At 49.5% G+C, this 25,973-nt stretch carries 24 protein-coding genes, 16 tRNA genes and 1 rRNA gene; 3 read left to right on the top strand and 38 right to left on the bottom strand.

Annotation, left to right across the window (positions count from 1 at the left end):
* Positions 1 to 3: 3 nt before the first annotated feature.
* The 5 genes from J2T14_RS15045 to J2T14_RS15025 form a co-directional block, all read right to left on the bottom strand.
* Positions 4 to 1,170 carry a Gfo/Idh/MocA family protein gene (locus J2T14_RS15045; RefSeq protein WP_307200966.1) on the bottom strand — a complete coding sequence of 389 codons (1,167 nt, stop codon included), beginning with the start codon at positions 1,168 to 1,170 and terminating at the stop codon, positions 4 to 6.
* Between the two features lie 22 nt (positions 1,171 to 1,192).
* Positions 1,193 to 2,212, bottom strand: coding sequence for a LacI family DNA-binding transcriptional regulator (locus J2T14_RS15040; RefSeq protein WP_373458166.1), 1,020 nt, complete (start codon positions 2,210 to 2,212; stop codon positions 1,193 to 1,195).
* Between the two features lie 480 nt (positions 2,213 to 2,692).
* The gene (locus tag J2T14_RS15035) at positions 2,693 to 4,279 is read right to left on the bottom strand and encodes a peptide chain release factor 3 (protein WP_307200968.1); all 1,587 of its coding nucleotides are present in this window, start codon (positions 4,277 to 4,279) and stop codon (positions 2,693 to 2,695) included.
* A gap of 43 nt (positions 4,280 to 4,322) precedes the next feature.
* Positions 4,323 to 5,879, bottom strand: a complete 1,557-nt coding sequence (gene zwf / locus J2T14_RS15030; protein WP_307472026.1) for a glucose-6-phosphate dehydrogenase — start codon at positions 5,877 to 5,879, stop codon at positions 4,323 to 4,325.
* A gap of 144 nt (positions 5,880 to 6,023) precedes the next feature.
* Positions 6,024 to 6,872: a YwmB family TATA-box binding protein gene (locus tag J2T14_RS15025; protein WP_307472024.1), complete on the bottom strand. Its 849-nt coding sequence runs from the start codon at positions 6,870 to 6,872 to the stop codon at positions 6,024 to 6,026.
* A gap of 152 nt (positions 6,873 to 7,024) precedes the next feature.
* On the opposite strand from J2T14_RS15025, the gene J2T14_RS15020 reads away from it, so the two are divergent.
* The 3 genes from J2T14_RS15020 (at position 7,025) to mobB (ending at position 8,858) form a co-directional block, all read left to right on the top strand.
* Entirely contained in the window at positions 7,025 to 7,393 is a 369-nt protein-coding gene (locus J2T14_RS15020) for a hypothetical protein (protein WP_307472022.1), read from the top strand.
* Positions 7,394 to 7,641: 248 nt separating this feature from the next.
* On the top strand, positions 7,642 to 8,250 hold the full coding sequence (locus tag J2T14_RS15015) for a hypothetical protein (RefSeq protein ID WP_307472019.1): 609 nt from the start codon (positions 7,642 to 7,644) through the stop codon (positions 8,248 to 8,250).
* A 71-nt stretch (positions 8,251 to 8,321) separates the two neighbouring features.
* Positions 8,322 to 8,858 (top strand): molybdopterin-guanine dinucleotide biosynthesis protein B, encoded by a 537-nt coding sequence (gene mobB / locus J2T14_RS15010; RefSeq protein WP_307472018.1) that lies wholly within the window; start codon positions 8,322 to 8,324, stop codon positions 8,856 to 8,858.
* Between the two features lie 26 nt (positions 8,859 to 8,884).
* Here mobB and J2T14_RS15005 read toward each other — a convergent pair whose 3' ends face one another.
* The 33 genes from J2T14_RS15005 to J2T14_RS14845 all read right to left on the bottom strand — a co-directional run.
* Positions 8,885 to 9,553, bottom strand: coding sequence for a response regulator transcription factor (locus tag J2T14_RS15005; protein WP_307200979.1), 669 nt, complete (start codon positions 9,551 to 9,553; stop codon positions 8,885 to 8,887).
* Between the two features lie 80 nt (positions 9,554 to 9,633).
* Entirely contained in the window at positions 9,634 to 10,617 is a 984-nt protein-coding gene (locus J2T14_RS15000; RefSeq protein ID WP_307472016.1) for a sensor histidine kinase, read from the bottom strand.
* A gap of 100 nt (positions 10,618 to 10,717) precedes the next feature.
* Positions 10,718 to 11,431 carry a PspA/IM30 family protein gene (locus J2T14_RS14995; protein ID WP_307200983.1) on the bottom strand — a complete coding sequence of 238 codons (714 nt, stop codon included), beginning with the start codon at positions 11,429 to 11,431 and terminating at the stop codon, positions 10,718 to 10,720.
* A 4-nt stretch (positions 11,432 to 11,435) separates the two neighbouring features.
* Positions 11,436 to 11,945 (bottom strand): PspC domain-containing protein, encoded by a 510-nt coding sequence (locus J2T14_RS14990; protein ID WP_307472014.1) that lies wholly within the window; start codon positions 11,943 to 11,945, stop codon positions 11,436 to 11,438.
* Positions 11,942 to 12,628, bottom strand: a complete 687-nt coding sequence (locus tag J2T14_RS14985; protein ID WP_307200987.1) for a PspA/IM30 family protein — start codon at positions 12,626 to 12,628, stop codon at positions 11,942 to 11,944. The genes J2T14_RS14990 and J2T14_RS14985 overlap by 4 nt, the downstream gene beginning before the upstream one ends.
* Before the next feature lie 37 nt (positions 12,629 to 12,665).
* Positions 12,666 to 12,959, bottom strand: coding sequence for a LiaF transmembrane domain-containing protein (locus J2T14_RS14980; protein WP_307200989.1), 294 nt, complete (start codon positions 12,957 to 12,959; stop codon positions 12,666 to 12,668).
* Positions 12,960 to 13,193: 234 nt separating this feature from the next.
* Positions 13,194 to 14,726, bottom strand: a complete 1,533-nt coding sequence (locus tag J2T14_RS14975; RefSeq protein WP_307472011.1) for an ABC transporter substrate-binding protein — start codon at positions 14,724 to 14,726, stop codon at positions 13,194 to 13,196.
* Between the two features lie 83 nt (positions 14,727 to 14,809).
* Positions 14,810 to 15,742 (bottom strand): carbohydrate ABC transporter permease, encoded by a 933-nt coding sequence (locus J2T14_RS14970; RefSeq protein ID WP_307472008.1) that lies wholly within the window; start codon positions 15,740 to 15,742, stop codon positions 14,810 to 14,812.
* Between the two features lie 46 nt (positions 15,743 to 15,788).
* On the bottom strand, positions 15,789 to 16,766 hold the full coding sequence (locus J2T14_RS14965) for an ABC transporter permease (protein WP_307472006.1): 978 nt from the start codon (positions 16,764 to 16,766) through the stop codon (positions 15,789 to 15,791).
* Positions 16,767 to 16,886: 120 nt separating this feature from the next.
* Positions 16,887 to 18,491 carry a helix-turn-helix domain-containing protein gene (locus tag J2T14_RS14960; protein ID WP_307472004.1) on the bottom strand — a complete coding sequence of 535 codons (1,605 nt, stop codon included), beginning with the start codon at positions 18,489 to 18,491 and terminating at the stop codon, positions 16,887 to 16,889.
* Between the two features lie 20 nt (positions 18,492 to 18,511).
* Positions 18,512 to 20,227, bottom strand: a complete 1,716-nt coding sequence (locus tag J2T14_RS14955; RefSeq protein ID WP_307472001.1) for a sensor histidine kinase — start codon at positions 20,225 to 20,227, stop codon at positions 18,512 to 18,514.
* A 225-nt stretch (positions 20,228 to 20,452) separates the two neighbouring features.
* Positions 20,453 to 21,211 carry a hypothetical protein gene (locus tag J2T14_RS14950; RefSeq protein ID WP_307471999.1) on the bottom strand — a complete coding sequence of 253 codons (759 nt, stop codon included), beginning with the start codon at positions 21,209 to 21,211 and terminating at the stop codon, positions 20,453 to 20,455.
* A complete protein-coding gene (locus J2T14_RS14945) occupies positions 21,204 to 21,905 on the bottom strand; it encodes an ABC transporter ATP-binding protein (RefSeq protein WP_307471998.1) in 702 nt (233 codons plus the stop codon). The genes J2T14_RS14950 and J2T14_RS14945 overlap by 8 nt, the downstream gene beginning before the upstream one ends.
* A 12-nt stretch (positions 21,906 to 21,917) precedes the next feature.
* Complete coding sequence (locus J2T14_RS14940) at positions 21,918 to 22,292, bottom strand: GntR family transcriptional regulator (RefSeq protein ID WP_307471996.1); 375 nt, start codon at positions 22,290 to 22,292, stop codon at positions 21,918 to 21,920.
* 53 nt (positions 22,293 to 22,345) lie between these two features.
* The gene (locus tag J2T14_RS14935) at positions 22,346 to 23,107 is read right to left on the bottom strand and encodes an ABC transporter permease (RefSeq protein WP_307471994.1); all 762 of its coding nucleotides are present in this window, start codon (positions 23,105 to 23,107) and stop codon (positions 22,346 to 22,348) included.
* Positions 23,100 to 24,041: an ABC transporter ATP-binding protein gene (locus J2T14_RS14930; RefSeq protein ID WP_307471992.1), complete on the bottom strand. Its 942-nt coding sequence runs from the start codon at positions 24,039 to 24,041 to the stop codon at positions 23,100 to 23,102. Before J2T14_RS14930 ends, J2T14_RS14935 begins: the two co-directional genes overlap by 8 nt.
* A gap of 143 nt (positions 24,042 to 24,184) precedes the next feature.
* Positions 24,185 to 24,266: transfer RNA gene (locus J2T14_RS14925), tRNA-Leu, on the bottom strand.
* Positions 24,267 to 24,282: 16 nt separating this feature from the next.
* Positions 24,283 to 24,359, bottom strand: a tRNA-Arg gene (locus J2T14_RS14920).
* An 18-nt stretch (positions 24,360 to 24,377) separates the two neighbouring features.
* Positions 24,378 to 24,451: transfer RNA gene (locus J2T14_RS14915), tRNA-Cys, on the bottom strand.
* A gap of 10 nt (positions 24,452 to 24,461) precedes the next feature.
* Positions 24,462 to 24,536 (bottom strand) — tRNA-Gly (locus tag J2T14_RS14910).
* A gap of 7 nt (positions 24,537 to 24,543) precedes the next feature.
* A tRNA-Gln gene (locus tag J2T14_RS14905) sits at positions 24,544 to 24,618 on the bottom strand.
* A 33-nt stretch (positions 24,619 to 24,651) separates the two neighbouring features.
* Positions 24,652 to 24,727: transfer RNA gene (locus J2T14_RS14900), tRNA-His, on the bottom strand.
* 20 nt (positions 24,728 to 24,747) lie between these two features.
* Positions 24,748 to 24,821 (bottom strand) — tRNA-Trp (locus J2T14_RS14895).
* 9 nt (positions 24,822 to 24,830) lie between these two features.
* A tRNA-Tyr gene (locus J2T14_RS14890) sits at positions 24,831 to 24,915 on the bottom strand.
* Between the two features lie 3 nt (positions 24,916 to 24,918).
* Positions 24,919 to 24,994, bottom strand: a tRNA-Thr gene (locus J2T14_RS14885).
* Positions 24,995 to 25,027: 33 nt separating this feature from the next.
* Positions 25,028 to 25,103, bottom strand: a tRNA-Phe gene (locus tag J2T14_RS14880).
* A gap of 12 nt (positions 25,104 to 25,115) precedes the next feature.
* Positions 25,116 to 25,192 (bottom strand) — tRNA-Asp (locus tag J2T14_RS14875).
* Positions 25,193 to 25,228: 36 nt separating this feature from the next.
* Positions 25,229 to 25,305 (bottom strand) — tRNA-Met (locus J2T14_RS14870).
* Positions 25,306 to 25,323: 18 nt separating this feature from the next.
* Positions 25,324 to 25,399, bottom strand: a tRNA-Val gene (locus J2T14_RS14865).
* An 84-nt stretch (positions 25,400 to 25,483) separates the two neighbouring features.
* A tRNA-Glu gene (locus J2T14_RS14860) sits at positions 25,484 to 25,558 on the bottom strand.
* 5 nt (positions 25,559 to 25,563) lie between these two features.
* Positions 25,564 to 25,654, bottom strand: a tRNA-Ser gene (locus J2T14_RS14855).
* Positions 25,655 to 25,658: 4 nt separating this feature from the next.
* Positions 25,659 to 25,734: transfer RNA gene (locus J2T14_RS14850), tRNA-Asn, on the bottom strand.
* Between the two features lie 155 nt (positions 25,735 to 25,889).
* Positions 25,890 to 25,973: ribosomal RNA gene (locus J2T14_RS14845) — 23S ribosomal RNA — on the bottom strand; the annotation flags it as partial.

Here is a 25,973-nt window from a genome sequence, read left to right as displayed (position 1 = left end):
CAACTATTTCAATTCGCTAATCGATACCCACCGGCGTTCTGCAATCGACAGATCAACCGCCTCGAGTACCTCTTGGCATTTCACTCCGTCGTTGAAGTTCGGAACGGGCTGACGGTCCTCGGCAAGCGCCTGCATGAATTCAAGCACCTCATGCGTGAACGTATGCTCGAAGCCGATCGTATGTCCTGCCGGCCACCAAGCGTCCATATAGGCATGCGCCGGATCGGTTGCCAGTACGCGGCGGAAGCCCTGAACATCCTCTGCATCGTCCGTAAAATACACCTGAAGCTCGTTCATGCGCTCGAAATCGAACTTGATGCTGCCCTTGCTGCCGTTGATCTCGAAGCCGTTCGTACAGCGATGTCCGGCAGCGAAGCGCGTTGCTTCGAAGCTTCCGAGCGCACCGTTCATGAAGCGAGTCATGAACAACGTCGCGTCGTCAACCGTGACTTCGCCGCGCGGCCCTTCCGCACTGCCTTTGGCGCTAAGGCCCGTCATGGCCGATGCAAGCGGACGTTCCTTGATGAACGTCTCGCTCATGCCGATCACTTCGTTGAACTCGCCAACGAGGAATCGAGCCATGTCGATCAAGTGAGCGCCAAGGTCGCCGTGCGAGCCCGAGCCCGCAATATCCTTCTGCAGACGCCATACGAGCGGGAAGTTCGGATCGATAATCCAATCCTGCAGGAACATGGCGCGGAAGTGAAAGATTTTGCCGATACGGCCTTCCTCTATGAGTTTCTTGGCAAGCTGTACCGCAGGCGAGAACCGATAGTTGAAGCCAACCATGTGCTTAACGCCGGCTTTCTCCGCCGCCTCGAGCATCTCGCGGGAGTCCTCGAGCGTCAGCGCAAGCGGCTTCTCGCAGAACAAGTGCTTGCCTTCCGCAGCAGCCGCAAGCGCAATCTCCTTGTGCGCATCGCTTGGCGCATTAATATCAATGAGGTCGATATCGTCGCGCTTAACGAGCTGTCTCCAATCCGTCTCCGCGCTTTCCCAGCCGAACTGCTCGCGGGCTTGCTCGACGCCTTCCGGATCGCGTCCGCATATCGCCTTCATTACCGGCTTCACCGCCGACTTCGGGAAAAACATCGGAAGTGCGCGATACGCATTGCTATGCGCCTTGCCCATAAACTTGTAGCCAACCATACCTACCCGAATTTTGTCCATTAATCATACCGCCTCTCTTGAATTAGGTTGTTTCTCTTGCAATCAGGCGCACCGGCAGCAGCTCAAGCTCGCCTTCCGCGCCGGCTGCCTTATATTCAACATCCAGCAACCTTGCGGCAGCCCTTCTTCCCATTTCATAAAAAGGTACTGCCACCGTTGTCAGCATCGGACTTATAATCCGGGAGCTGTCCGAATCGTCATAGCCGACAAGCGAATAATCGCGACCTGTCTCATACCCGTGTTCGCGCAGCCCCTGCATTAAGCCGATCGCCATCCGGTCGTTGGCCGCGAATACCGCGTCGATAACGCCGTCTCCGATCGCCTTTCCGATGCGCTCCGCCATCTCGTAACCGCTTTTGCGGCTATAGTTGCCAATGAAGATTTGCTCCGCGGTTACGGGCAAGCCGGCTGCTTGAAGCGCAAGCGTATAGCCTTGCAGCCTATCCGTACTATTCGAGTATTGCTCCGGCCCGTTCAGGAATGCGATGTTGCGGCGTCCGCGTTCAATCAAGTGATTCACCGCGGCCATGCTGCCCGCCATATGATCGGAGTCGACAGTTGCATATGATTCCTCGTCATATCGCTGATTAACCAAGCAGAACGGATACCCCTCACTTTTCAATTCCGTCAGCGCGACCCGCTCCTCCGGCACATTCTCCGAGCCAAGCACGATGCATGCGTCAATCTTCTGCGTACGGAACAGCTTCGCATAATCTCTCTCCCCTCCGTATTCTCTGAAAATAAGCAGCAGATCGTAACCGCAGCGCTTAGCCGTCTCGCCGATTCCGCTTAATATTTCCGAGAAATAGTAGGTGGAAAACAGATGCACCTTCGGCACGAATGGCAGGATAACGCCAATGTTGCCGCTCTTCCTTCTTGCGAACTGCTGGGCCAGCGCATTCGGCACATAACCGATCTCCGCTGCGGCACGCAGCACCCGTTCGCGGGTCTCATCTTTCATCGGTCCCACATTGTTGAGGACGCGAGATACGGTCGCCTCCGAGACGCCGGCCAGCTTCGCTACTTCTTTCCTGCTAATGATCGCTAGCCTCCCGAACCTTTTTACTGTAAAATTTTATTCATGTACACGCGTACATTATGGCATGAAAACGGTTTATCGTCAATGATCTTATTTCTTTATACCAGCTATGAAAGCGAATGTCCCCTCACTTTGTCCCCTACTGCATTCCAATTAGTTACGGACCGTATAGACGCTACTAACCGTATTCACTACTATTTCCACCTATTGCGGACTATATGAACCCTATCCACTCCCGAAACCCTATCTTTCGCCTCTTTACATCCCGTTTGGGTCACCCATGTCCGTAAATCATAGAATCAGATCATATATCCGTGGATAGAGCAATTTCAGTCCGCAAGCAAGCCATAAATAGAGAGCCACAACTTGTATTAAGCTTCACAGTAACCGTACAACGCAAAAAAAAGCATCCCCGCCTGCTTACGCCACCGCGCATCGAGCCAGGGATGCTCTATTTCGTAATTATTGCTCCGATCTCGCGTCTTAAGGAGCGGTTTCCAAAAACTTGGAGGTCGGGTTTTTGTCTATCGCTGTCCGCATTGCATACTCGTTCTCGAACAGGACGACATAGTTGCCTTTCTTGTCCTTCACGAGCGTCGTGTTAATGCGGAACTTGGACGGATCGATCTTGTCGTCGACGATCCAACGGGCGAACTGGAAAGGCATCCGGTGCAATTGGATTTCTACGCCATACTCCGCGCGCATCCGATGCTCGAACACTTCGAATTGCAGATGCCCGACAACGCCGAGTATCGTCTCGTCGAAGTTGCCGGTCGAATGGAACACTTGAATCGTGCCCTCTTCCGTCAGTTGATCGATGCCCTTCTGATATTGCTTATGCTTGAGCGCGTTCTTCACCGTAACCTTGGAGAAAATCTCCGGCGAGAACGTCGGCAGCTCATCGAACTCGACCTCCGATCCTTGCGACAACGAGTCGCCGATCCGGAAGATGCCCGGATCGAACAAGCCGATAATGTCGCCCGGATACGCGGTATCGACAATATCGCGATCCTGCGCAAGGAATTGCTGCGGCTGCGACAGCTTGATGTCTTTGCCGTTGCGCACATGGCGAACGCTCATGCCGCGCTCGAATCGGCCCGAGCAGATGCGCAGGAACGCGATCCGGTCGCGGTGAGCCGGGTTCATATTCGCTTGAATCTTGAACACGTAACCGCTGAACTTCTCGTTCGTCGGTTCGACGATGCCCGTCGTGCTATTGCGTGACGTCGGCTTCGGAGCAAGCTGCAGGAAGTTCTCCAGAAACGTCTGTACGCCGAAGTTGTTGACCGCGCTGCCGAAAAATACAGGCGTAAGCTCGCCGCGCTGCACCTTCTCGAAGTCGAACGGATCGCCCGCGACATCAAGCAGCTCTATATCCTGTATAAGCTGATCGGTCAAGTAATCGCCGGCCATCTCGCGAATGACGGGATCGTTGTAATCGCTGACCTTTTTAACCTCGATCGTTGAATGATCGTTGCCTCGGAACAGCTCGACCTGAGTCTTGGTGCGGTCGTAAACGCCGCACAGCTCGCGCCCCATGCCGATCGGCCAGTTCATTGGTACGGAACGAATACCAAGCACGCGCTCCAGCTCCTCCATGAGCTCGAACGGGCTTTGGCCTTCGCGGTCCAGCTTGTTGATGAAGGTGAAGATCGGAATTCCGCGCTTGCGGCATACTTGGAACAGCTTGATCGTCTGCGCCTCGACGCCTTTGGCGACGTCGATCAACATGACCGCGCTGTCGGCTGCCGTAAGCGTACGATACGTGTCTTCACTAAAGTCTTGGTGACCAGGGGTATCGAGAATATTGACCCGATGTCCGAGGTAATCGAACTGCATCACGCTGGATGTAACGGAGATTCCGCGCTGCTTCTCGATCTCCATCCAGTCGGACGTTGCATGACGGCTCGCCTTCCTCGCCTTGACGCTGCCCGCTTCCCGAATGGCTCCCCCGAATAAGAGGAGCTTCTCGGTTAGCGTCGTTTTTCCTGCGTCAGGGTGGGAAATGATCGCGAACGTGCGCCTTTTGTCCACTTCCTGCTTTATTTCATCGCTTAACGTTTTACTCATGCTTGCCTTCCCTTCATTATGCATCGCAATGGCAACATCTTACTTACTTGCCGCTGTTCGACACCCAGATCACGTTATCTTCCTCTTGGCCGTTAACAGGCCACCAGCGGAAGCCTTCCTCAGCGAGCAACCGATCAGCCGCTTCCGGTCCCCACGAGCCTGCAGGGTAATGCTTCAAGTCGCTCTTGTCCTCGCGCCATGCTTGCGCGATCTTATCGACGAACGACCAAGCTTGGGATACCTCATCCCAGCGCGTGAAGTACGTGGAATCGCCGCGAGCGGCATCGTGAATCAGGCGCTCGTAAGCTTCCGGCGTATTGATGCCGATCTGGCAGCTTTGGCAGAATTCCATGGCAACTGGCTGAACGGAATTGTTCTCGCCCGGCGTCTTCGCATTTACTTTAATGTATATGCCCTCGAGCGGATTAACACGAATGACCAGCAGGTTCGGGGCGAGATCATGGCGCTGCGCAAACAGCACGTTCTGCGGCATCGACTTAAACTCGATGACGACCTCGGTTGTTTTCACCGGCAGTCGCTTGCCCGTTCTAATATAGAACGGAACGCCTGCCCAGCGGAAGTTGTCGACGAGTACTTTCGCCGCGAAATACGTTTCCGTCGTGGAATCTTCGCCAACGGAATCTTCCTCGCGGTAGCCCGGAAGCTGCTTGCCTCTCATCGAGCCGGCGCTGTATTGGCCGCGAACGACATTCGCGCGTACTTCGTCGCTGGACGCATATTCGCGAAGCGAGCGAAGCACCTTCACTTTCTCGTCGCGAATATCTTCGCCATGCAGGCGGCTAGGCGGCTCCATGGCGATCATCGTCAGCATTTGAAGCATATGGTTCTGACCCATATCCCGGAGCGCGCCCGATTTGTCGTAGTAACCGCCGCGTTCCTCGACGCCAACCGTCTCGGACAGCGTTATCTGGACGTTCGCAATGTGGTTATTGTTCCATAACGGCTCGAAAAATGCGTTCGCAAAGCGTATCACTTGAATATTTTGAACCATCTCTTTGCCGAGATAGTGGTCGATCCGATAAATTTCTTCTTCCTTGAACACTTGGCTGATTTGCTCGTTCAGCTTCTGTGCCGAAGGCTGATCATAGCCGAAAGGCTTCTCGATTACGACGCGATGCCAGCCGTTCGATTCCAGCAGACCACCGTCCCGCAGGTTGAACGATACCGGTCCGAACAACGATGGCGCAAGCGCCAAGTAAAATAAGCGATTGCCCGGAATGTTGAATTTCACGTCCAATTGCTCCGACAGGCGGCTCAGATCGCGGAACCCTTCCACATCGTTAATGTCCAGCGACATGTATACGAAATGCTCGGCGAATTTGCTCCACAGCTCCGCATCGTCTGCCTTGTAACGGCAGAACTCAACGATCGATTCGTACAAATCCTCACGGAATTGCTCATTCGTCCGCGGACGGCGCGCAAGTCCTACAACCGCGAAGTTCTCGGATAGCTTGCCTTCTTTATATAAGCTGAATAACGCCGGAAACAGCTTGCGCCGTGCCAAGTCGCCGGTTGCTCCGAACAGATAGTATACGGCCCCTTCTGCGGAGACGGATTCAACAGCAGTATTATATGTCATGGGTCCCATTCTTTCCTAAGAATTTTTATACAGCATCTAAAGTAGTTTATCATATCGGACATCAATCCGCTATTCGACGGTTCATAAAAATAACTAATAAGAAGCGTAAATTGTTCTAATCCTTACGTGCTCCAGACGCCGGTTTCATTCGTTAACGAGACTGTAATCGCCCGTAATAACCGGGACGCCGACGATTAGCTCCAGCTTTTGCGCTTCCGTGTTGCGGTGGAGAGCAATCTGGAGATTCCCGCGTTGTCCATTATCGACTATAACCTCGTTTTTCAGCTTGTTTGTAAAAAAAGTATCGCTTACCGTTCCCCCGTCCACATACGAATCCACTTGCTTCGCTGCCGCTAGGCGGGATATCGCGTATATCGCATCGTTATTGTACGTGTAACCTTTCGCATGCATGCTGCTCTCGTAATCATCCGTGAACGACTCGACCTCCGAAGATACGGCTTCGGCCGCCTGTATCAGCTCATGCTTCGTTAATTGCCGCGCACCGGCTTCGCTAGTCTCGCCAGCTTCATACAGCAGCATTAACTGTTCGCTTTCAGCAGTAGAAGCAACTAAGGAGAGCGTCACTCTGCCGCCATAATGAGGCAGCTCACCCTTGACGGTCTTCCCGTTCTGGTCTGCGGTCGTATCCGACGGATTGCCGGCGGCGTCCGTGAACAGCACGCTCGCAAGCGTCCCCATCGTGCCGTCCCGCACAGTCATATTCCACCTGATGGTCCACTGCGCCGCTCCTGACCCTCCTGTCATTTCATGATCGCTTAGGTCCCAGAGCGACCCGAGATCGTCGAGCAGCATCTGCCGTGCCGGGGCGATTCTCGTCTGGTGCTGCGCTTGCCAGATTGCCCAGAACGCGCATAGGAGCAGCACCAAGACAGCCGTTCGCTTACCGCCCTTTCGTTTGTTTGCACGCTTCGGTGTCGTCATGCTTGACTGCCTGTTGCTGGCAGGCTGATAGCTTTCATAGGGTACTGGCATCTACACCGACCTCCATTATCGCTTGATAGCATCACAATCGGAATCGTTTCCTGACTTTTTAGCCGTATCTAGGTAAACAACCATGCGCATACGCCCGTAGGTGAATATACTGCCTGCAGCAAGCGCAAAAGAAAGGGAGGTATCATCGGCGAATGGAACCGATTTATCCTTTACGCGAAGATGTCGTGCATCAGTTCTGCGGAATGCCCGTTTGCGTCATTATGCAAGACGGCACGCGCCACGTCGGCATACTTAGCTCCTGCAAGAGCGGCAAGCTCACCCTGAACGGGGATGCTGCCGGGTCAAACGGCACCGAGGCCGTTGTATCGAAGGCGGAAGCACAGAACGCGAAGAAGAAAAGCAAGAAGGGATCGAAGCCGGTACCGATTGCGCAGCAATCGGCCCAGACGCAAGCTTATCCGTACGATCCGTATTATTACGGACCGGAAAGATATTACCCATGGGGCGCGGCGCTCGCCATTGATCTGGCGCTTATTGCCTTTCTATTCTTGCTCATCTAAGACTCACGGTTACTTGCGAGATGACCGGCCGTCCAACACGGACGGCTTTTTTTGACGATATTAGAAAGTTTCATCATTATGCTTAGTTTATATAAGCTTGCCCAACTTATTTGACATGGGAACAGCATTTACCTCCTTACAAATTTCGCCAGTATTTTCGCATTCGATCCTGTATGCTGACGAGACAAGCGCAACCGGTAAGCGGAAACGAAGCTATTTTGGAACAAGAAAAAAGGAGGGATCGGATCATGAGAGTAAGCGAGAGCATGCGTACGATCAGAGGAATTGAGAGGTCAGCAGCCTATACGAGGATTCAGCCGGCAAGCCGTTACGGCGCGTACCCGTATCGGGAAGGTGAGCCTCAGCTACCACCGCAATCGCCCGATGACGACTGGAGTCGCGAGCTGCGCAGAGCGGCCGGCAGCGCCTCGGAATGGCAGCAGCTTACGAAGCAGGCGCTTGCCGTCGTCGATCGAATTCTTTCAAGCGCCCAGCGAGAGCGAGGACAAATTCCCGCCAAGCCCGCCTTAAGCAAGGACCAGCTCGAACAGCTTGCAGCGCATATCAAGGTGCTTCGTACAAGCTACTCCGGCAATGCCGAATATTTAAGACCGGAAGCTTGGCTTCCCATCGAGCAAGTAATTCGTCACGCTGATGAAAGCGACCGTCAACGGCTGGACGATATAAGCCTGCTAAGGAAGCTCCGATCAGCGCTAGCCTGCTCATCCGAGCAACGCGCTTCCCAGTTGATTCGCCTAACGCCCCATCCTGCAATGCCTTACGCAGCCTATTACAGCTCGATGCAATCGTATTGGCCGTTGCCGGCGATCGGTACGCTAATGAATCGCTATTATTAGATCGGAGCAGCATTCACCAAGCTATGATAAACTTAGATTATCTATAAGAACGACGCATGCAGGAGGAAGCAATGAACAACGCTCAACCGCAACAACAGCCGCATTTAAACCGCCCAAAACAGCTTATCGTGCAAGTCGTCGGATACAAAAATACCGGCAAAACCACGATGGTTTGCCGGTTAACGGAATCGTTCAAGCAAGCAGGTTATGTAGTCGGCACCATCAAGCATGATGCCCATCATTTTCAAATGGATACGCCCGGTACGGATACATGGAAGCATCAGCAAGCAGGCGCGGATGTAACCGCTATTGCGTCTCCCGAAGGAACAGCCATTCTGAAGCGCCAGTCCGAGCCGTTAGAGCAGCTCATCGCGCAGATGCCGGAAGCCGGCGTCATCTTGATCGAAGGCTTCAAGCTTGCCGATTATCCGAAGCTCGTGCTCCTGGGGACGCCGGATGATCTCCCGCTCCTGGAGTTGACATCAATCATCGGCATTGCGGCATGGCCGGAAGCAGCCGCATCGATTGACGGCAATCGCCTTAACGTACCGGTCTTCGACATGAATCAAATCGAACAAATATTTCAATTCATTTTGGCGAAAGGCTAGATACCCGCTTCGCTCTTCTAAGACCCTTAATCGGCAATCCCTTGCTTATGGGCATAAATAGCCGCTTGCGTACGATCGTCCACTTCCAGCTTGTTGAATATATTCGTAATATGGAACTTGACCGTCTTCACCCCGATGAACAATTCATCTGCAATCTCCTGATTGGACAGCCCTTGCGCCACGCGCTTAAGCACATCCATCTCCCGCTCCGTCAGTTCCTCATGCAGCGGTGCTTGCTCCTGCTGCTTCGGCTGGCGGAAGCGATTCATCATCTTCGCCGCAACCTGCGACTCCAATACCGACTGGCCGCGTGCCGCTGCGCGAATCGCATCGGCGATTTCGTTCGCGCGCGACGTCTTCAGCAAGTAGCTGAATGCCCCAGCTTCGATAACCGGATACATCTTGCTGTCATCCAAGTAACTGGTAAGCACAATAACTTTGCAGTCGGGATACAGCTCCAGCAGCTTGGCTGTCGTCTCCACGCCGTCCATGCCGTCCATGACAAGATCCATCAGCACGACGTCAGGCTTGTATGCCTGCGCCAGCCGAATGCCCTCCATCCCGTTACTTGCTTCTCCAACGACTTCAATGCCTTCCTCCGTATCAAGCACAGCCGCAAGCCCGATGCGAACCATCTCATGATCGTCTACGAGCAGCACCTTGATTGGTTGACTCAATTGCTCAACTGCCTCCATACTTTCACCACCTCTATCTATCTAAAATATACGATGCTAACCTTATCTTGCAACAGTCAAAACGGATTCCGACGCTACGCTTAAGCTGGCACCCAAATAAAGATATGCGTTCCTTCGCCAACTTTGGATGTCATCTTAAGCGATCCGCCAAGCTCATTCACGCGCTCTTCCATTGTGAGCAGCCCATAGGATGTCTGCTTCTTCGCTTCCAGATCGAAGCCTACGCCGCTGTCGCTTAGAATCATCTGGACGCCTCCATCACTGCGCAAGAGCTTAATTTCCATTCGCTCGGCCTTTGAATGGCGAAGCGTGTTGGAGAGCGCCTCCTGTGCAATGCGGAATAAGTGATCCTCCGCCTGCGGATTCAACACGATCGACTCGTCGACCTCGAGCGAAATCGTCATAGGCACCTTTTGCAGCAGTTCCTCTATGAGCGCGGCAAGTGCTTGTCCGAGGTTTTTGCCATCCAGATGGACGGGGCGCAGATGCAGAAGCAAAGCCCTCATCTCGGACTGGGCGACCGCCGCCATCTCCTCGATCAGCTGTACCTGGCGCTTGGCGCGGCTCCAGTCGCGCTCGATCGTGCGGCTCACGGCCGTCGCCGTCATCGAGATCGCGAACAACTGCTGGCTTACCGCATCGTGAAGCTCGCGGGCAAGCCGCTGCCGCTCCTCGATGACGGCGGAGAACTTGACCTTCTCCGTCCACGCCGGATCGGACTGTGCCTGCTCGCTCATCTCTCGCGTCGCTTGCTCTTCATTATCCAGCGTCACATTGAATCGACGCTTCATCTGCTGCTCGGTCAACCTCTTGATCGATTCCTTCAGCTTCGAGTTCTGCAAATAACCGTTAATAGCTGCCGCTGCAAGCGCTACGCCGATAACAATAAGACCGATAATTGCCCACTTGCCTTGAAGCGTGAACAGTTCTACATAGCCAATCCCCTGAAGCATAATAACAACCAAGCTGACTATGATGAGAAGCCACAGAATAGTCTCCGTTATTTTCCGCTTGCGGGCTGTATGATTTGTATCGTTACCGTTGATTGGCTTCCCTCGTTCCATTCTGCTCACATCCTCTATGTAACAGTATACCCGTAATGGCGCACAAGCAAGAAGAGCAGACCGTGTGAACGGTCCGCTTCTCCCTGTCGGCAGATCTATATTATTCTGCTGTCTCTTCCTTGGTTAAGCTTGGTGCGCTAGCTGCGCCAAGCTTATCCTTAAGCGCTTGAAGCTGTTCGTCAACCTTATGCTTCTTCTCCAAATCGGCTGCGCTAACAGTCAGCGTCTGGCCGCTGGCGCCGTATGGCGTACGAAGCACGTCGGCTTCCGCTTCCAGCTGCATGATTTTCTCTTCCATGCGGTAGAAGCCGCGGGATGCCGTGCCGCTGTCAATCGTATGGTCGGAAGCCAGTTGAGCCATTTGCTTCTGAGCTTTCGCCACTTGTGCACGGGATGCGAGCTCGTTGCGCTTGTTGCGAAGCTGGTAGAACTCATCCTTCATCGTATGAAGCTGCTGCATTAAACCGTCCGCTTGCGTCTTCGCTTGCGCATGCAGTTCCGTGTATTCGCCAACCTTCTGGTCGAAATACAGCTTCTCTTCAAGCAGCTTGCGGGCAAGCTCCTCTTGGCCTGCGCGAAGCGCTGCCTCTGCCTTCGATTCGCGGTCGCCTACGTTACGGACCGTTTCTTCCAAGCGCTGCTTCATGCGGCGCTCATTCGCCATTTGCTTCGCGACCGTTACTTCCGCCTGGTGAATCTCGGATTCCATATCGCGCAAGTATTGGTTAAGCATAATTACCGGATCTTCTATCTTATCAAGAGCCTCGTTTACCGTTGCCTTCGTCATGTCTTTCATGCGTTTGAAAATTCCCATTTTGTTATTCTCCCTTCTCGTATTGAGCAAGTTTGGCTTTCAATTCATCAATTTCGCGTCGGAGCGCTTTTTTCTCCAAATCGTCCATCATGCTATCGAACTGCGAGCCGCTCGCAGGTGCTGCGTTATGCTGCGGATCGTTCCATGTGCCAGGCTGTTGCGGCGGGTTCTTATAAGGACCGCCGTAGCTTGAAGGCGTTCCGAATTGACCGTTGCCGTTCGCGTTGCCGCCGAAGCCGTTATTGTATCCGCCTTGGTTGTAGCCGCCGGGATGGAAACCGCCGCCAAAGCCGTTATTGAAACCATGCGGGCCGTAATCCGAATAGATCGGGGGCTCTTTCGGTACGACGAGCGCTGCGATCAAGTAGACCAGTATAGGCGCGCCGCCCGACAATATCGTTACAACGACTAGCAGAATCCTCAGCAATGTTGCATCGACATTGAGCATTCTCGCTATTCCGCCGCAAAGGCCGAACAGCATCTTCTCTTGCCTTAATCGGTACAATTTTTTCAAGACGACCAACCTTCCTTCTCAAGCTTCCGTTTTAGTTGCTGAAGCTCCCTTTCTATTACAGATTGAACGGTGCTTCCTGCATCGGACAGAAACTCCTGTCCCATTCGGCGAACGTCGCGCAAGCTCTTCGCTTCTTGCTCCATGTCGCTAATGCGATCTTCGAGCTTTCTGAACACAGCACCCGGCTGAACGCCTTGCTCGCCGTATGCGCCGCCGTAACGGCTGTTCATCCGTTGCTGAAGTCTAAGCGACTCCATCCGTGCAGCGTAATATTCGCGCTTGTCGTATACCGTCTGGTATTCGCTTCGCATCTGGCGAAGCTGCTCTTCCAGATCGATTGTATTTTGTCTGCTTTGCTCGAACAGCTCACGATACTGAGTCGAGCGCTCCTCGCAGCTTGCTTTCTCATGCAGGGCAATCCGCGCTAGCTGCTCCTCGCCTGCCTTCAGGGCTGTCAGCGCTTGTTGCTCGCGCCGTTCCTTCTGTTGTTCGGCTTGCAGCCATTGCGCTTTCAGATGGTTGCTATGTCCGGCGTATTGCTGGTACAGCTTCTCGGCTTGGATAATGTCTTCCCGCGTCGACCATAGAAACTGATCAATCAACCGAACCGGGTCTTCCGCTTTCTCTAATCTTTCATTCAAGGTAGCGACCGTAATGTCGCGTACTCTTCGCATAATGCTCATCTACTGTACCCTCCTATCTATAATCATCCGCTATCGATTAATAGCCGTGTCTGCTTTTCTTAACCATCGATACGCCCCATACGATCGCGCCGATCGCGAGCAGGAGCATCAGGATGCCGCCCATTTTGCCTAGTAGCATAAGTCCGCCGATTGCAGCAAGTACACCGCCGATAATTTTCTTCCCGTTCACCCAGCCTAGAATACCGAAGCCGATTAGAATGAATGGAAGCAGGAGACCGAATATCGCTCCGAAGTTAATGCCGATAAACTTAAGTACTGCAATCCCGCCGACTGCCACGAGCAGGACGCCCAACGCGCTTTTTCCGTTCATAGCTTAGTTCACCTCTTTCCGTAATTTGTTTGGTTTCTTTCTTTGTTTCTAAGCTGCGTTTGTATTGCTCTTGCCTATGTACTTAGTTTAGGTTTTTTTTCAATAGGTTAAAACGGACTTTCGGCGGTTTCTTAACTAGACCTTAGTCGAGTTAGCATTACGACTATTGGTGAAAAACGAAGAACCCACACCTTCTATCAGGTGCGGGTCTCTTCACTCTTTTGCAGCTATCGATTACTTGCTTGCAAGAAAAGCGTCGTATTGCTTTTGCTTCTCTGCAACGACTTTGTCTAAGCCCGCAGCCTTCAGCTTTTCTTCATATTCGGGGAGAACTTTGTCAACGTCAACAGAACCTGTTTCAAGCGCTCTTTGGTACTGTTTAATGACGTTGGCAATAGCGCCGACTTCAGCTTTCACAGGCTCGCTGTCAAATACGAAGCCAAGTGCCGGGGATACCTTTGCATTCTGGTTAAACTCCTTGAATTTCGCCCATTTTTCCGGATCCTCGGTATTCCATACATAGTTGAGGAACTGACTTCCGAACATCCATGCGGAGCCCGGATTGTAATTAGGTGTATTGTCTGTTGCTGTTATAATTTCGCCAGATCGTGTATAGTGATCGCCCTCGATACCGAAATTGAGAAGATTGTTAATTTCTTTGTCCGTATGCAATAGGTTAATCAGCATCATCGCACGTGCCGGATCCTTGGACGTTGAGGAAATACCAAGCATCGACCCCGCCGTTTCCGATGTTGCAACCGTTTTTTCCGTCATGGTGATTTGGGCAAGCTTGCCAGTTAAATTAGCAGCGCTCGCAATTTCAGCATCTTTCCCCGGTTTCATTGGCTCGATTGTAGAGAATACAGTACCGGCCTTCCATGCATCTCCGGAAGACACCTGTGTTGTTGCCGCGTCCGCATTAATGTAGCCCTTCTTGAAGAAATCGCGAGTCAGATTCAAATATTCCTTGTAGCGGTCTATCTGTTCTACTGACATTACTGTTGTAGCATCTTGGTCCTTCAGGATTGCGCCAGGAATCGTGGAATCGCCCAAGAAATCATAATTGGCAAAGAAGTGTGAGTTAAATGTGCCGGCCGTTGTATACAGCGGCGTTAATTCAGGTTTCTTTTCTTTTACAATCGCGTATACGGCATCCAGATCTTGGGGCGTTTTTACATTGCTCATATCGATACCGAGCTCATCGGCAATATCTTTGCGGTATACGATGCCGCCTGCTGCAGCAAGCTCCTTGTTTGTTGGTACCCCATAGTTTTTGCCGTTGATTTTCGCGCCTTCGAGGAATGCCGGATCTAGAGAATCCTTGATCCCCTGACCATACTTATCGATAAGCTCGCCAAGTTCAATAAACGCGCCTTTGCCGACATTTTTAGCGTGTCCGTTCCATTGCGCCGTGAAAATAATATCTACCTCTTCGCGCGAAGCAATCATTAAGTTGATTTTATCTTCCCACGCGCCCCAATCAATCGGCATAAGATCGATCGTTGCATTTATTTTTTCCGTAAGAAGCTTATTCAAAGCATCTTCGACTTTAGTCTCATCCTTTTGCGGTGTACCCGGGTAAACCAAAGATATTTTATATGGCTTAAGTTCTGATGTTGCTGCGTTTCCTGGTGCTGCAGTTGGCTCGTTTTCATTCGCAGGCTCCGGATTGTTTTTAGCGCCGTTGCCTGAGCAAGCCGATACAACTAATACGATGGTCATCATCAACAAAAGAAGCATGGATGTTTTTTGTTTAATGTGCTTCATAACAGGTGGACCTCCCTCAAGATATAGGTTTATATGCTCAACCGGCATTGCCGGTTACAGCCAATCGTTGGCTAATCCTCTAATCAGCCTTTAACAGCGCCGACGGTCAGCCCTTTCACAAAATATTTTTGAAAGAACGGGTAAGCGAATATAATGGGTCCAATTCCGACGACAACCATCGCCATCCTAACCGTCTCGCTCGGAAATTTGAATGTTCCCCCTGCCGCTGTGATGGCTGCCGCAGCCGTGCTGTTATTCGCCAGGAATTGAATATTAAGCATTGTCTTGTACATCAAATATTGAACGGTAATATTGGCATCCTTCGTAATGAACACCAAGCTTAGAAACCAATCATTCCAATACGTAAGCGTTTGAAAGAGCGCAACCGTCGCCAGTACCGGAAGCGATAACGGAAGTACAATTTTCACAAATATGGTTAATTCGCCTGCACCGTCAATTTTCGCCGATTCTAATACTGCAGCAGGGATCGTCGTCTGAAAGAACGTCCGGATAATGAGGACGAAGAATGCAGCTACAAGTAGCGGCATAATAAGCGCCATCAACGTATCTTTTATATCAAGCATTTGTACGTATACCAAGTACCAAGGCACAAGTCCGCCCGAGAACAGCATTGTGAAAAAAACGAAGAAGGTGAAAAACTTGGCATGCGGAAAGTCTGTTCTGGAAATCGGATATGCATACAATGCCATGATGATCAAGCTTAGCGTCGTTCCAATGATGGTCACGAATATGGATATGCTATACGAACGAAAAATTTGGGTTGCATCTTCAAAAAGGAATTGATAGGCTGCCGAACTAAACTTTGAAGGTATAAATTGATACCCTTCCCTTATGACCGTTCCTTCATCAGAGATGGACACCATAACGATCAGTACGAGAGGAACGATGCACAGCAATGAATAGATGATGAAAAATATATTGATGCCTAGAGAAGCCGGTTTCGACAACTGGTTCTTCAGGTTGGATCCGGAAGATATTTTCTCGGCTGCTTCCATAGGGTTCACCTCCAAATGTTTTACGAATCTTATACGTTCCTGTATTTTAAAATAATGCGTTATCCTTGTTGATGCGCCGTACAACCCAATTCGATAGAAACACCAGCGTAAACCCGACGACTGATTGCAGCAGGCCCGCCGCAGAGGATAACCCGATATCGCCTACTGTCAGGAACGTACGATATACATAAGTGTCGATTACATTCGTAACAGGGAATAATACGCCAGATTCTCTTGGAACCTGGAAAAACAAACCAAAGTCAGCATTGAATATTTTCCCGATTTGAAGCAGCGTCATAATCGTAATGATCGGCATGATGAGCGGAATTGTTATGCTCGTCATTTGCTTCCATTTGCTTGCCCCATCAATGGTAGCCGCTTCATAATACTCATCGTCGATCCCGATAATGGCGGCCATATAGATAACGGTGAAATAACCCATATTTTTCCAAGTGTTGACAAGCGGTAAAATATACGGCCAAACCTCTTGCGTGAAGTACCATTGCACCTTTTCAAGTCCTAACGCAGGGAGCAGCGAGGTGTTCAAGTAGCCATGCTCATCGCTAAAGAAGCCAAATACGAGATAGCTAATGACGACCATCGACAGAAAGTATGGAAGAAACATAACCGTTTGATGCAGCTTAGCCATAAATCGGCTTCTGATTTCGTTCAGCATAATCGCAAATGCAAGCGGAAAAACTAAATTTAAAATAATAAAGCCTGAGTTATACAATAAGGTGTTCCGAGTAATAATCCATGCATCCGATGTTTTAAATAAGTATTCGAAGTTTGTAAGCCCGCTCCATGCGCTTCCCAGTATACCATCCGCGTAGTTGATATTCTTGAACGCGATAATGATGCCGAACATGGGAATGTAATTATTGAACACCAGCAGTACGATGGCCGGGAGCATCATCAAGTAGAACATCCAGTACTTGCGGAAAATGTCCAATTGAGATCTCTTCCCAGCTTTTATTTTTGGAATGTAGACGGTAGATACCGCTTCCGTTGTTTGTTTAGCCATCGCCTTCCCCCTCCTCCTCGTTACCAATACGTTAACCGCTTTCTCTTGCTTAATTATATAAAAAAAAGACGCCGTCAACTGTCGGCGCCGTGACCTTTTTAACGGTCTCGTGACTTTCTATTATACCTCTTGATACTTTTTCCGGTATTCCTGCGGTGTCAGACCGGTCATCTTCTTAAATAGCTTGGAGAAATGCGAAAAATTAGCGTAACCGACCGCTACGGCAATATCACTGATGCGGTTATTCGTCTTCTCCAGCTCAACACGAGCCTTCGTAATACGAAGTCTAACCAAGTAGTCCGTTAACGAGAAGCCTGTTTCTCTGCGAAACAGGCGGGACAAGTACGCCGGATTTAAAAACACGTGCTCGGCTGCTTGTTCACGACTGAAATCTTCTCCAAGATTTTCTTCCATATACCGCTGAATTTTCTCCACCACTTGGGATACGTCCTTGCCGTTCTGATTGGCGTATTCGGTTACCTGCATGCTCAGCTGCTGTGTCCACGCACGCATCCGTGACAACGATTTAAGGACATTCTCGCCAACCTCCCACTCTTTATTCGCGAATACATCGGTCATTGGTACCGATTTTTTATTAAACCATTGAAACAGCATGTTCATGAAGCCATAGTAAAAGGAAGCCATGTACGTATAATCGACCTTGCTCTCTTGCATTTGATCGAAGCATTCATCAATGCGCATCGATAACTCCGTCTGCTTGCCTGATTCCAGCAGGAGTGCCCAGTCGGTGAAATGAACCTGCTGCGGAGCCGTATTCTCAAGCGTTCCTTTGTGATCGCGCTCCAAAATGACTGCGCAAGTCGCACTTACATTGCTTCGCTCAAGCGCCAATAGCGACTGTACGCCCGTACGAATTTGCCGGACCTCCATTTCCTCTCCAATGTAACAGGAAAGATGGCAATGCAGCATATTTTTGCATTGATGGATAAACTGTTTGCATCTGTCCGCTATCGTTTCCGAATATTCATCCTTAGGGCTATAAAAGAGTGCGTACAAGATTCCATTGCCATCTTGAATAATATGTCCTGAATCATCCTGAAGAATAATTTCTTCGGCGGCATTTTTAACCCCGTACGTCATAATTTCTTCATCACGTGCAGACCATTCCTCCCGCCATTGCTCAATACTGATAAGCACTGCCCTTATAGGACTATCTGCATAAAGCGGTAATGCGTAGGTGTGCATCGTTGAATCGAGATGCTGCTGTGCCACAGACTGCCGATAGTGCAATACGTCCTGCCAGAACCGTTCGATCAGGATAAGAAGCTGTTTGTTCCATTGCTCATAAAACTTATCGTAGGTTACCCGGATTTTAGCTAGCTGCTCTAAACCGCGCACCTTGTCCAGCGCTTTATTCACGCATGCCTTCAACACGTTATGGTCAATCGGCTTTAGCAAGTAGTCGAAGCAATCAAGCTGAACGGCCTGCTGCGCATACTTGAAGTCGGCATGTCCGGTAAGGAATATAGTAACGGTAGACGGGTAATGTTCGTTCACCCACTCAAGTAGATCAACCCCGCTCTGATTCGGCATATCGATATCGGATAGAACAATGTGTATCGTGTGCTCCGCTATCATTCCCCTCGCTTCTTCGACATCGTATGCGGTGTAAATATTAGCTATTGGCAGCGATGACCAATCTATCCCTTTTTCTATGCCGCGAATCGCTATTTCCTCATCATCTACGACTAACAAATTATACAACTATCCTGTCTCCTTCCAGGCTATGGAAATTCGATAGTAACTATCGCGCCGTTGCCTTCCGTTTTATTGCCGAATGTGATTGAAGTCTTCTCCCCATACAATAGTTCAAGCCTGTGAATGACATTCATAATTCCTAAGCTGCTTTTTTCATCTTGCTGCAGCGGCTCTTTATTCTGAAGCTTTATCAGCACCTCGGGGCTAAAGCCGACTCCATTATCGCTGATGGTTAGAATAAATCCTTTATCCTTAGTCATTTCAGCCTTTATATGAATTTGGAATAGCTGTTTTCGGTTTTTAAATCCATGAATAATCGAATTTTCAACAAAAGGCTGTACGGTCAAAGCTGCAATCGGGTAATTTACTATGGGTTCCATCCCCTCGAACGTACATTGCAATTTATTTGGGAATCGGATTTTTTGAATCGTTATATAGTTTTCGATATGGGTCATTTCTTCCTTGAGAGTTATCGTATCCCGGTTGGCTTTCATAATGAAACGGAAGTAATCCGCAAGATGCAGCGACATTTTTTTAACGGTTTCCGTATCGTTTAGTGCAGCAAGATTATAGATAATATTTAAGCTGTTCATATAAAAATGCGGATTGATTTGTGCCTGAAGCTGTTTTAATTCCCCTTGCTTCACCCGAAGCTGTTCTTCATAAACGTCAATTTTCAACGTTTTGATTTGCTCCGCCATAACGTTGAACGTATTGCCCAAAAATTCAAACTCCAAGGATTTGTTCTTCTTCAGCCTCACATCCAGCATCCCCAAAGAAATCTTCTTCATCCCGATTATCAACTCATGCAGAGGTTTAAAAAGCATGTTGCGCATAAAAAATAAATAAATAAGCAAAATCGCAAGAAATCCAATAGGTGTGAATAACGTTGCATTTCGGAAAAAGAGCAGATCGCGGAGCAGCGTTTCCTCCGGTATGACGACCCGGTAGTCAATGTCAACCATATCGCTCAACCTATTCATAACCAAATAGGCGGCTCCTGTTTCATAATCGGTTAACGATGCATAGGGCTCCTTTGATAGTTCATCGTTCAATGCGGGCGTTGTCGTACTTTCCGTTAAGGATTGTACAAGTCGGTTCCCATCACGGAGATAGATGCCGTTATAACCTATATCACCGTCGCTCCATTGAATCGAAAGCATTGTATTAATATCCTGCACCTTTATAATCGCTCCAACATAAAGTCCTTCTGAAGCTTTAATGAAATTAATAAGAAAATATTTACCCGGCATGAGGTCGTCCGCTCTGACTTGCCACGTATGCTGATCATTAAGCGCCAGGTTTTTTTCTGTTGTCATTACATCCATATGGGATTGAATTATTTTTTTCGTATCATTGTATACGCTATTCGTTCCGAAAATAATGTCATTTTTGTGGTACAAAAACACAGAATCAATTAAGTTATACACGCCGACATCGCGGTTTAACTTCGAATCTATCCTGATTTTAGTTAAAGTGTACACGTCACTGTCCATCGGAAAAGACATTAGAAGCCCCACATCGGAATCAAGCACGGACATCTTGAATAAATAGTCATTAATCTGTTCCAGACTACGGTCGGTCTGTCGGACAAATATATCGAGTGTATTAAGGTAGGTTTCGGAAACCTTCTCCCTGACAATGTTTCTCGCGTAACTGTTATTGATTAGCATGTATACGACCACTGGAAGCATAACCCCCATAAATCCGATGATAAGACGAGTTCTAATCGATTTATTCATGTTATGCTTTCCTCCTATCTTTATTCGGGCTACTATAATTCTACCATTTTATGCGTTTTCATAACATCATTCAAAAATGGAAAAGAAGGGGCAGCAATGCCCCTTGTTCGATATCATATCGTTACCTATTTTAACATGTTAAGCGTTTTCTATATAGAAGAAAATGGATATTGCATGAAGAGGACGACCCGGCATACCGAGTCGTCCTCTCTATTACAGCTTTATTTAAATGTCGATCTTCTTGCTTACAAGATAATGAATCAGATATAGGAGAGCTGCCGCGAATACAACCTCCACGAGAAGAGGTCCCGCTGCAATCTCTGTTTGCAGAGAGGCCGGAAGCTGAATCGTACCTTCTGCCGCGGTGCTCGTCATCTGAACGGATACGATCCCGAACATGCCATCAACCGAGCCGAACAGTACGTTTTCTATCCAGGAAAGCAGCATCCCCAAGGTGAAGAAAGAAAAAATGCCAATCCATACTCTCATCTTCGCATGTATAGAGCGGCTAATCGTAACGGCAGCGAGCACGGTTATAACAAGCGTTGCTACGGACCATAGGTAGCTCGCCGTGATGCTCAGCACATTACTTAGAGACAATGATTCGAGATCCACAATATCGGCAAGCTCCCGTCCCATCGAATCGAAATATATAAAGTTGTGAATAAGCGCAATAATCGAGATGACCGCAACGCAGAGCAAGCTTAAGATCATTACAGCTCCAACACTCTGAAGCGGATAGGTCGGCAGCAGGCGACGATGATAATCACGCAAGCTTAAATCGTAGTTTTTGCAGCATTGCCCCACGGTCAGAATGGCGGCAAGCGAATAGATCATAGTTCCCAGAGCATATACGACGATTTCGTCCCAATCCCGTGCAAGAGCTGTAATCGTTAGCGCCGCCTGCATGATCACGACAATCGCAAGTACGCCAAGAAGGAAAGCGGCACTGTGCTTCCAGTCGTATTTCAGAAGCTTAAGCATCGTCGAACACCTCCTTGAACTTTTCATCTACGCTCTGGCCATTGTTCGCTCGTATCGTCTCCACTTCTTCATGCAGAATTAGCTCGCCATCCTTTAGAAATACGACCTCATCGAATATCCGTTCAATATCTTGCATCAAGTGAGTAGCGATAAGCAAGCTGCTGTTCTCGTCGTAATACTCTACGATCGCATCGAGTATTTTGCCTCTCGCAACAGGGTCCACGCCGCCAATCGGCTCGTCAAGCAAATACAATCTCGCATTGCGCGATAATGCAAGCGTGAGCTGCAACCTCTTCTGCATCCCTTTCGATAGGCTGCTCACCCGTGCATCGCGCTCCAGTCTCATGAACTTCAGCATATCATTCGCTTTCTCCGTATCGAAGTCGGCATAGAAATCCTTATAGAAGGCAATCGCATCCTTCACTCGCATCCAGCTCTCCGTCAGCGGTTGATCCGGCATGAAGGAAGTAAGCGAACGCGAGGTTCTGCCTACAGGCTGACCGTTTATCCATACATGCCCCTCGTAGTTAGGAATAAGGCCGGCTGCTATCTTCATCAGCGTGCTCTTGCCGCTTCCGTTGCTCCCCAACAATCCGACGATCTTTCCCGAACCTATCGTTAACGACACGCTATTCAGCGCTCTCTTCGCTCCGTACGACTTCGATACGCCGTCCAGTTGCAGCAAGTCACTCACAAATAACCTCTCCTATCCGCGATCTTCATCATTGACTGCTTCGGCAACGATCGATACGATATCGTCATTCTGGAATCCAAGCTCCTGCATGCCTTGGATGAAACGATCGATGAGATCGCCGGCCATCTCTTTTTTGATTTCCATAATTTTCGCTTCCTCGCTTGTCACATATCGTCCTAAACCGCGCCTCGTCTCCACGATCTGCTCTCTCTCCAGCTCTTGAAACGTACGCTGTACGGTGTTCGGGTTAATTTGCAGCTCTACGGCCAATTCGCGAACGGAAGGGATTTTGTCCCCCGCCTTCAGCTTTCCGATTACGATTTGCTTTTTCATATAATTCATGATTTGCAAGTAAATCGGCAGATTGTTATCGAACTCAATACTCACAATGGATGATGCTCCTTTCCGCCGCCCGAACTTTGTAAGGTCTGTCAGCACACTTAAGCGATATCCCGTTTCTTGAACGTTACAAAGCTTACTCCTAGAAATAAGAGTACATATACGGCTGCCACAATGCTAGAGAAAGTTAGTGACATCCCGGTTGCCGGCGTTTCTCCCATTCGATAAACAGAAAGGTCCGTGTTCAGGAATAGGAAGTATTTATAGAACCCGTACTTGGCCAGAAAAGCATTGAAGATGCTCTCCAGCAGAACCGCAAGCATGCCTATGCCGATCGTTGCCCCTGCTGATTTCGTTAGGACGCCGAACATAAACGTTAACGTTACATAGATGACGGTATATACCGTTTGATACAAGGCGGTGAGCCATACGTCAGACCAATTGCTTTCTCCGCCCGAGTAATCCAATGTAACGAACCCTGCTATCAGAGCCGCAGCCAGCGAGAATAGGACCAGCGACAGAACGAACAACATCACCGCTACATATTTGGACGCTAGCACTGCCGATCGGCTATGGCCTCTAATGAGGAGAAGCTTGATCGTACCAAGTTGATATTCCTTCGCCAGCACCCCGGCCGAGTAAATAATCGCCAGGAAGGAGGTGATTTGCCCGAGACCTGACCTGCCGATCAACATGGTCGTAAAGTCGAGTACGGAAGGAAGGTCATGGTCGTTCGACATTTCCAAGATGATATACGTAAAGCCTATTGTCGCGAGCAGCAATACCGCATAGGCGATGAAGAAGCTGCGCTTCTTCGACATTTTCAACCATTCATTAACGACTAACTTGTTGAATCTACGCAATGCGATTACCTCCCGTCCATTTCATGAATTCTTCTTCCAGCGACAGCTTCGTTTCCGTAATGCGATACACCTTGATTTGCTTATTGGCAAAAGAGTTCAGCACATTCGGAATAAGTTCATTATCGAGCGTTAGAACCAGCTCTTCCTGTTCGGACCTCTCCTCGGTTATCGTAACAGCCTGCAGCTCTTGTGCTGCTTTCTTTGCTTTATAAACGTTATCAACCCGAAAAGCTACCGTTACTTGGCTCGACTCTCTTACGCTTTCACCGATTGTCCGATGCGTAACAAGCTTGCCCTCCTGAATGACAACGACACGGCTGCACATTAGCTCCATCTCAGAGAGCAGATGACTAGAAACTAGTATGGAGATGCTCTCCTCCTTTGCGATCCGCTTCAAATATTCCCTCATTTCGCGAATACCGGCCGGATCAAGTCCGTTCGTCGGCTCATCCAATATAAGCAATGACGGCTCATGCAGCAAAGCCTGTGCAATGCCTAACCGCTGTCTCATGCCAAGGGAATAAGCCTTCACCTTCTTATTCAGTGCATTCTCTAGCCCCACTAACTCTGTCACCGTTTTAATTCGAACATCCGTGATGTTTTCGTTCATGCGCTGATACTGCTTCAGATTGTCGTATCCCGTCATATACGGATAAAACTCCGGATTTTCAATAATCGCGCCCACCTCTTGTACCGCCTTCAAATAGTGATTTCTAACGCTATGTCCTTGAATTTCAACATCGCCTTCGCTCATCTCTATAAGTCCAACGATCATTCGGATCGTTGTTGTTTTACCTGCTCCGTTCGGCCCTAGCAAGCCAACAATCTCACCCTTATGGACATCGAAGGAAAGTTTATCAACGAGCGCTTTGCCGCCTATCCGCTTCGATACGTTCTTAAGCCGAAGGACGGGTTCATTACTTTGATCATACATTCGAACAACCTCCAGTGTATATGTGTATTAGTTAAATAGTGCACTAATGTGCGGCCGATTGTAAAGCACAAAGTTTTTAATATAAATAACGCAAAAAAGCTCCTAAGATCAATTGATCTTAAGAGCTTCATGATTGTGTGTGTTGGTGCCGGTGAGAGGACTCGAACCTCCACGGTTTCCCTCACGATTTTGAGTCGCGCGCGTCTGCCATTCCGCCACACCGGCAATTATTTTGTAAAAATGGCGCGGCCTAAGAGATTCGAACTCCTGACCTTTTGATTCGTAGTCAAACGCTCTATCCAGCTGAGCTAAGGCCGCACATTTGTCGAGCTATTGTGGAGGCGCCACCCAGACTCGAACTGGGGGTAGAGCTTTTGCAGAGCTCTGCCTTACCACTTGGCTATGGCGCCAAATAAATATTGGAGCGGAAGACGGGAATCGAACCCGCGACCCTCGCCTTGGCAAGGCGATGCTCTACCGCTGAGCCACTTCCGCAAAACAATGGCTGGGGATTCAGGGATCGAACCTGAGAATGACGGAGTCAAAGTCCGTTGCCTTACCGCTTGGCTAATCCCCAACAAAAAAATAAAAAAAACTAATTTTAAGTTAATGGGGCGATCGAGGGGAATTGAACCCCCGAATGTCGGATCCACAAACCGATGCGTTAACCACTTCGCCACGACCGCCATAACAAGAAGTATTCAATTGGCAGGGGCAGCAGGAATTGAACCCACACCAAAGGTTTTGGAGACCTTTGTTCTACCTTTAAACTATGCCCCTAAGGTAAACTGGTGGAGGATGATGGATTCGAACCACCGAACTCAGAGAGAGCAGATTTACAGTCTGCCGTGTTTAGCCACTTCACTAATCCTCCATGTGGTGCCGTCGAGAGGACTTGAACCCCCAACCTACTGATTACAAGTCAGTTGCTCTACCAGTTGAGCTACAACGGCATATCCAATTGTGCAAGTATTGCTAGTACATCATGGTGGCTCGGGACGGAATCGAACCGCCGACACGAGGATTTTCAGTCCTCTGCTCTACCGACTGAGCTACCGAGCCTGATGTTTGTAATGGCGGAGCTGACGGGATTCGAACCCGCGGTCTCCTGCGTGACAGGCAGGCATGTTAGGCCTCTACACCACAGCTCCACATCATATTCTCGGATCATTCCGAAGGTAAAGAATTGGTTGCGGGGGCAGGATTTGAACCTGCGGCCTTCGGGTTATGAGCCCGACGAGCTACCGGGCTGCTCCACCCCGCGTCGTTAAAAAAGTTTAAATGGTGGAGGATGACGGGATCGAACCGCCGACCCTCTGCTTGTAAGGCAGATGCTCTCCCAGCTGAGCTAATCCTCCATGTTGTCTTGAGCGACTTTTATATCTTATCATAGGATCAAGTCTTAAGTCAAGCACTTTTTTAAATTTTTCTTGTGAAGAAGTTGGTGACCCGTAGGGGATTCGAACCCCTGTTACCTCCGTGAAAGGGAGGTGTCTTAACCCCTTGACCAACGGGCCGTATATGGCAGAGAGGAAGGGATTCGAACCCTCGAGACCCGGTTAGAGCCTACACGATTTCCAATCGTGCTCCTTCGACCACTCGGACACCTCTCTACAATGGCTCCCCGAACAGGACTCGAACCTGTGACAACTCGATTAACAGTCGAGTGCTCTACCAACTGAGCTATCAGGGAATATAATGTTTTTCGATGATTATGCTTCCCGAATCGCTTCAGAAAATACAGAACCATTTCTATTCAAGGCATTGCGCCCTGAAAACTGGATACGAAAGATTGTCTTGCCGAACTTTAGCTGTTGCTTACAGGTTGTATGGACCATATAAGCGTTTTAGGATAAGCCCTCGACCGATTAGTATTCGTCAGCTACACACATTGCTGTGCTTCCACCCCGAACCTATCAACCTCGTCGTCTT

The sequence above is a fragment of the Paenibacillus harenae genome, from assembly GCF_030812415.1.
Taxonomy (GTDB): domain Bacteria; phylum Bacillota; class Bacilli; order Paenibacillales; family Paenibacillaceae; genus Pristimantibacillus; species Pristimantibacillus harenae_A.
This window is presented reverse-complemented; position numbering and strand designations above follow the sequence as displayed.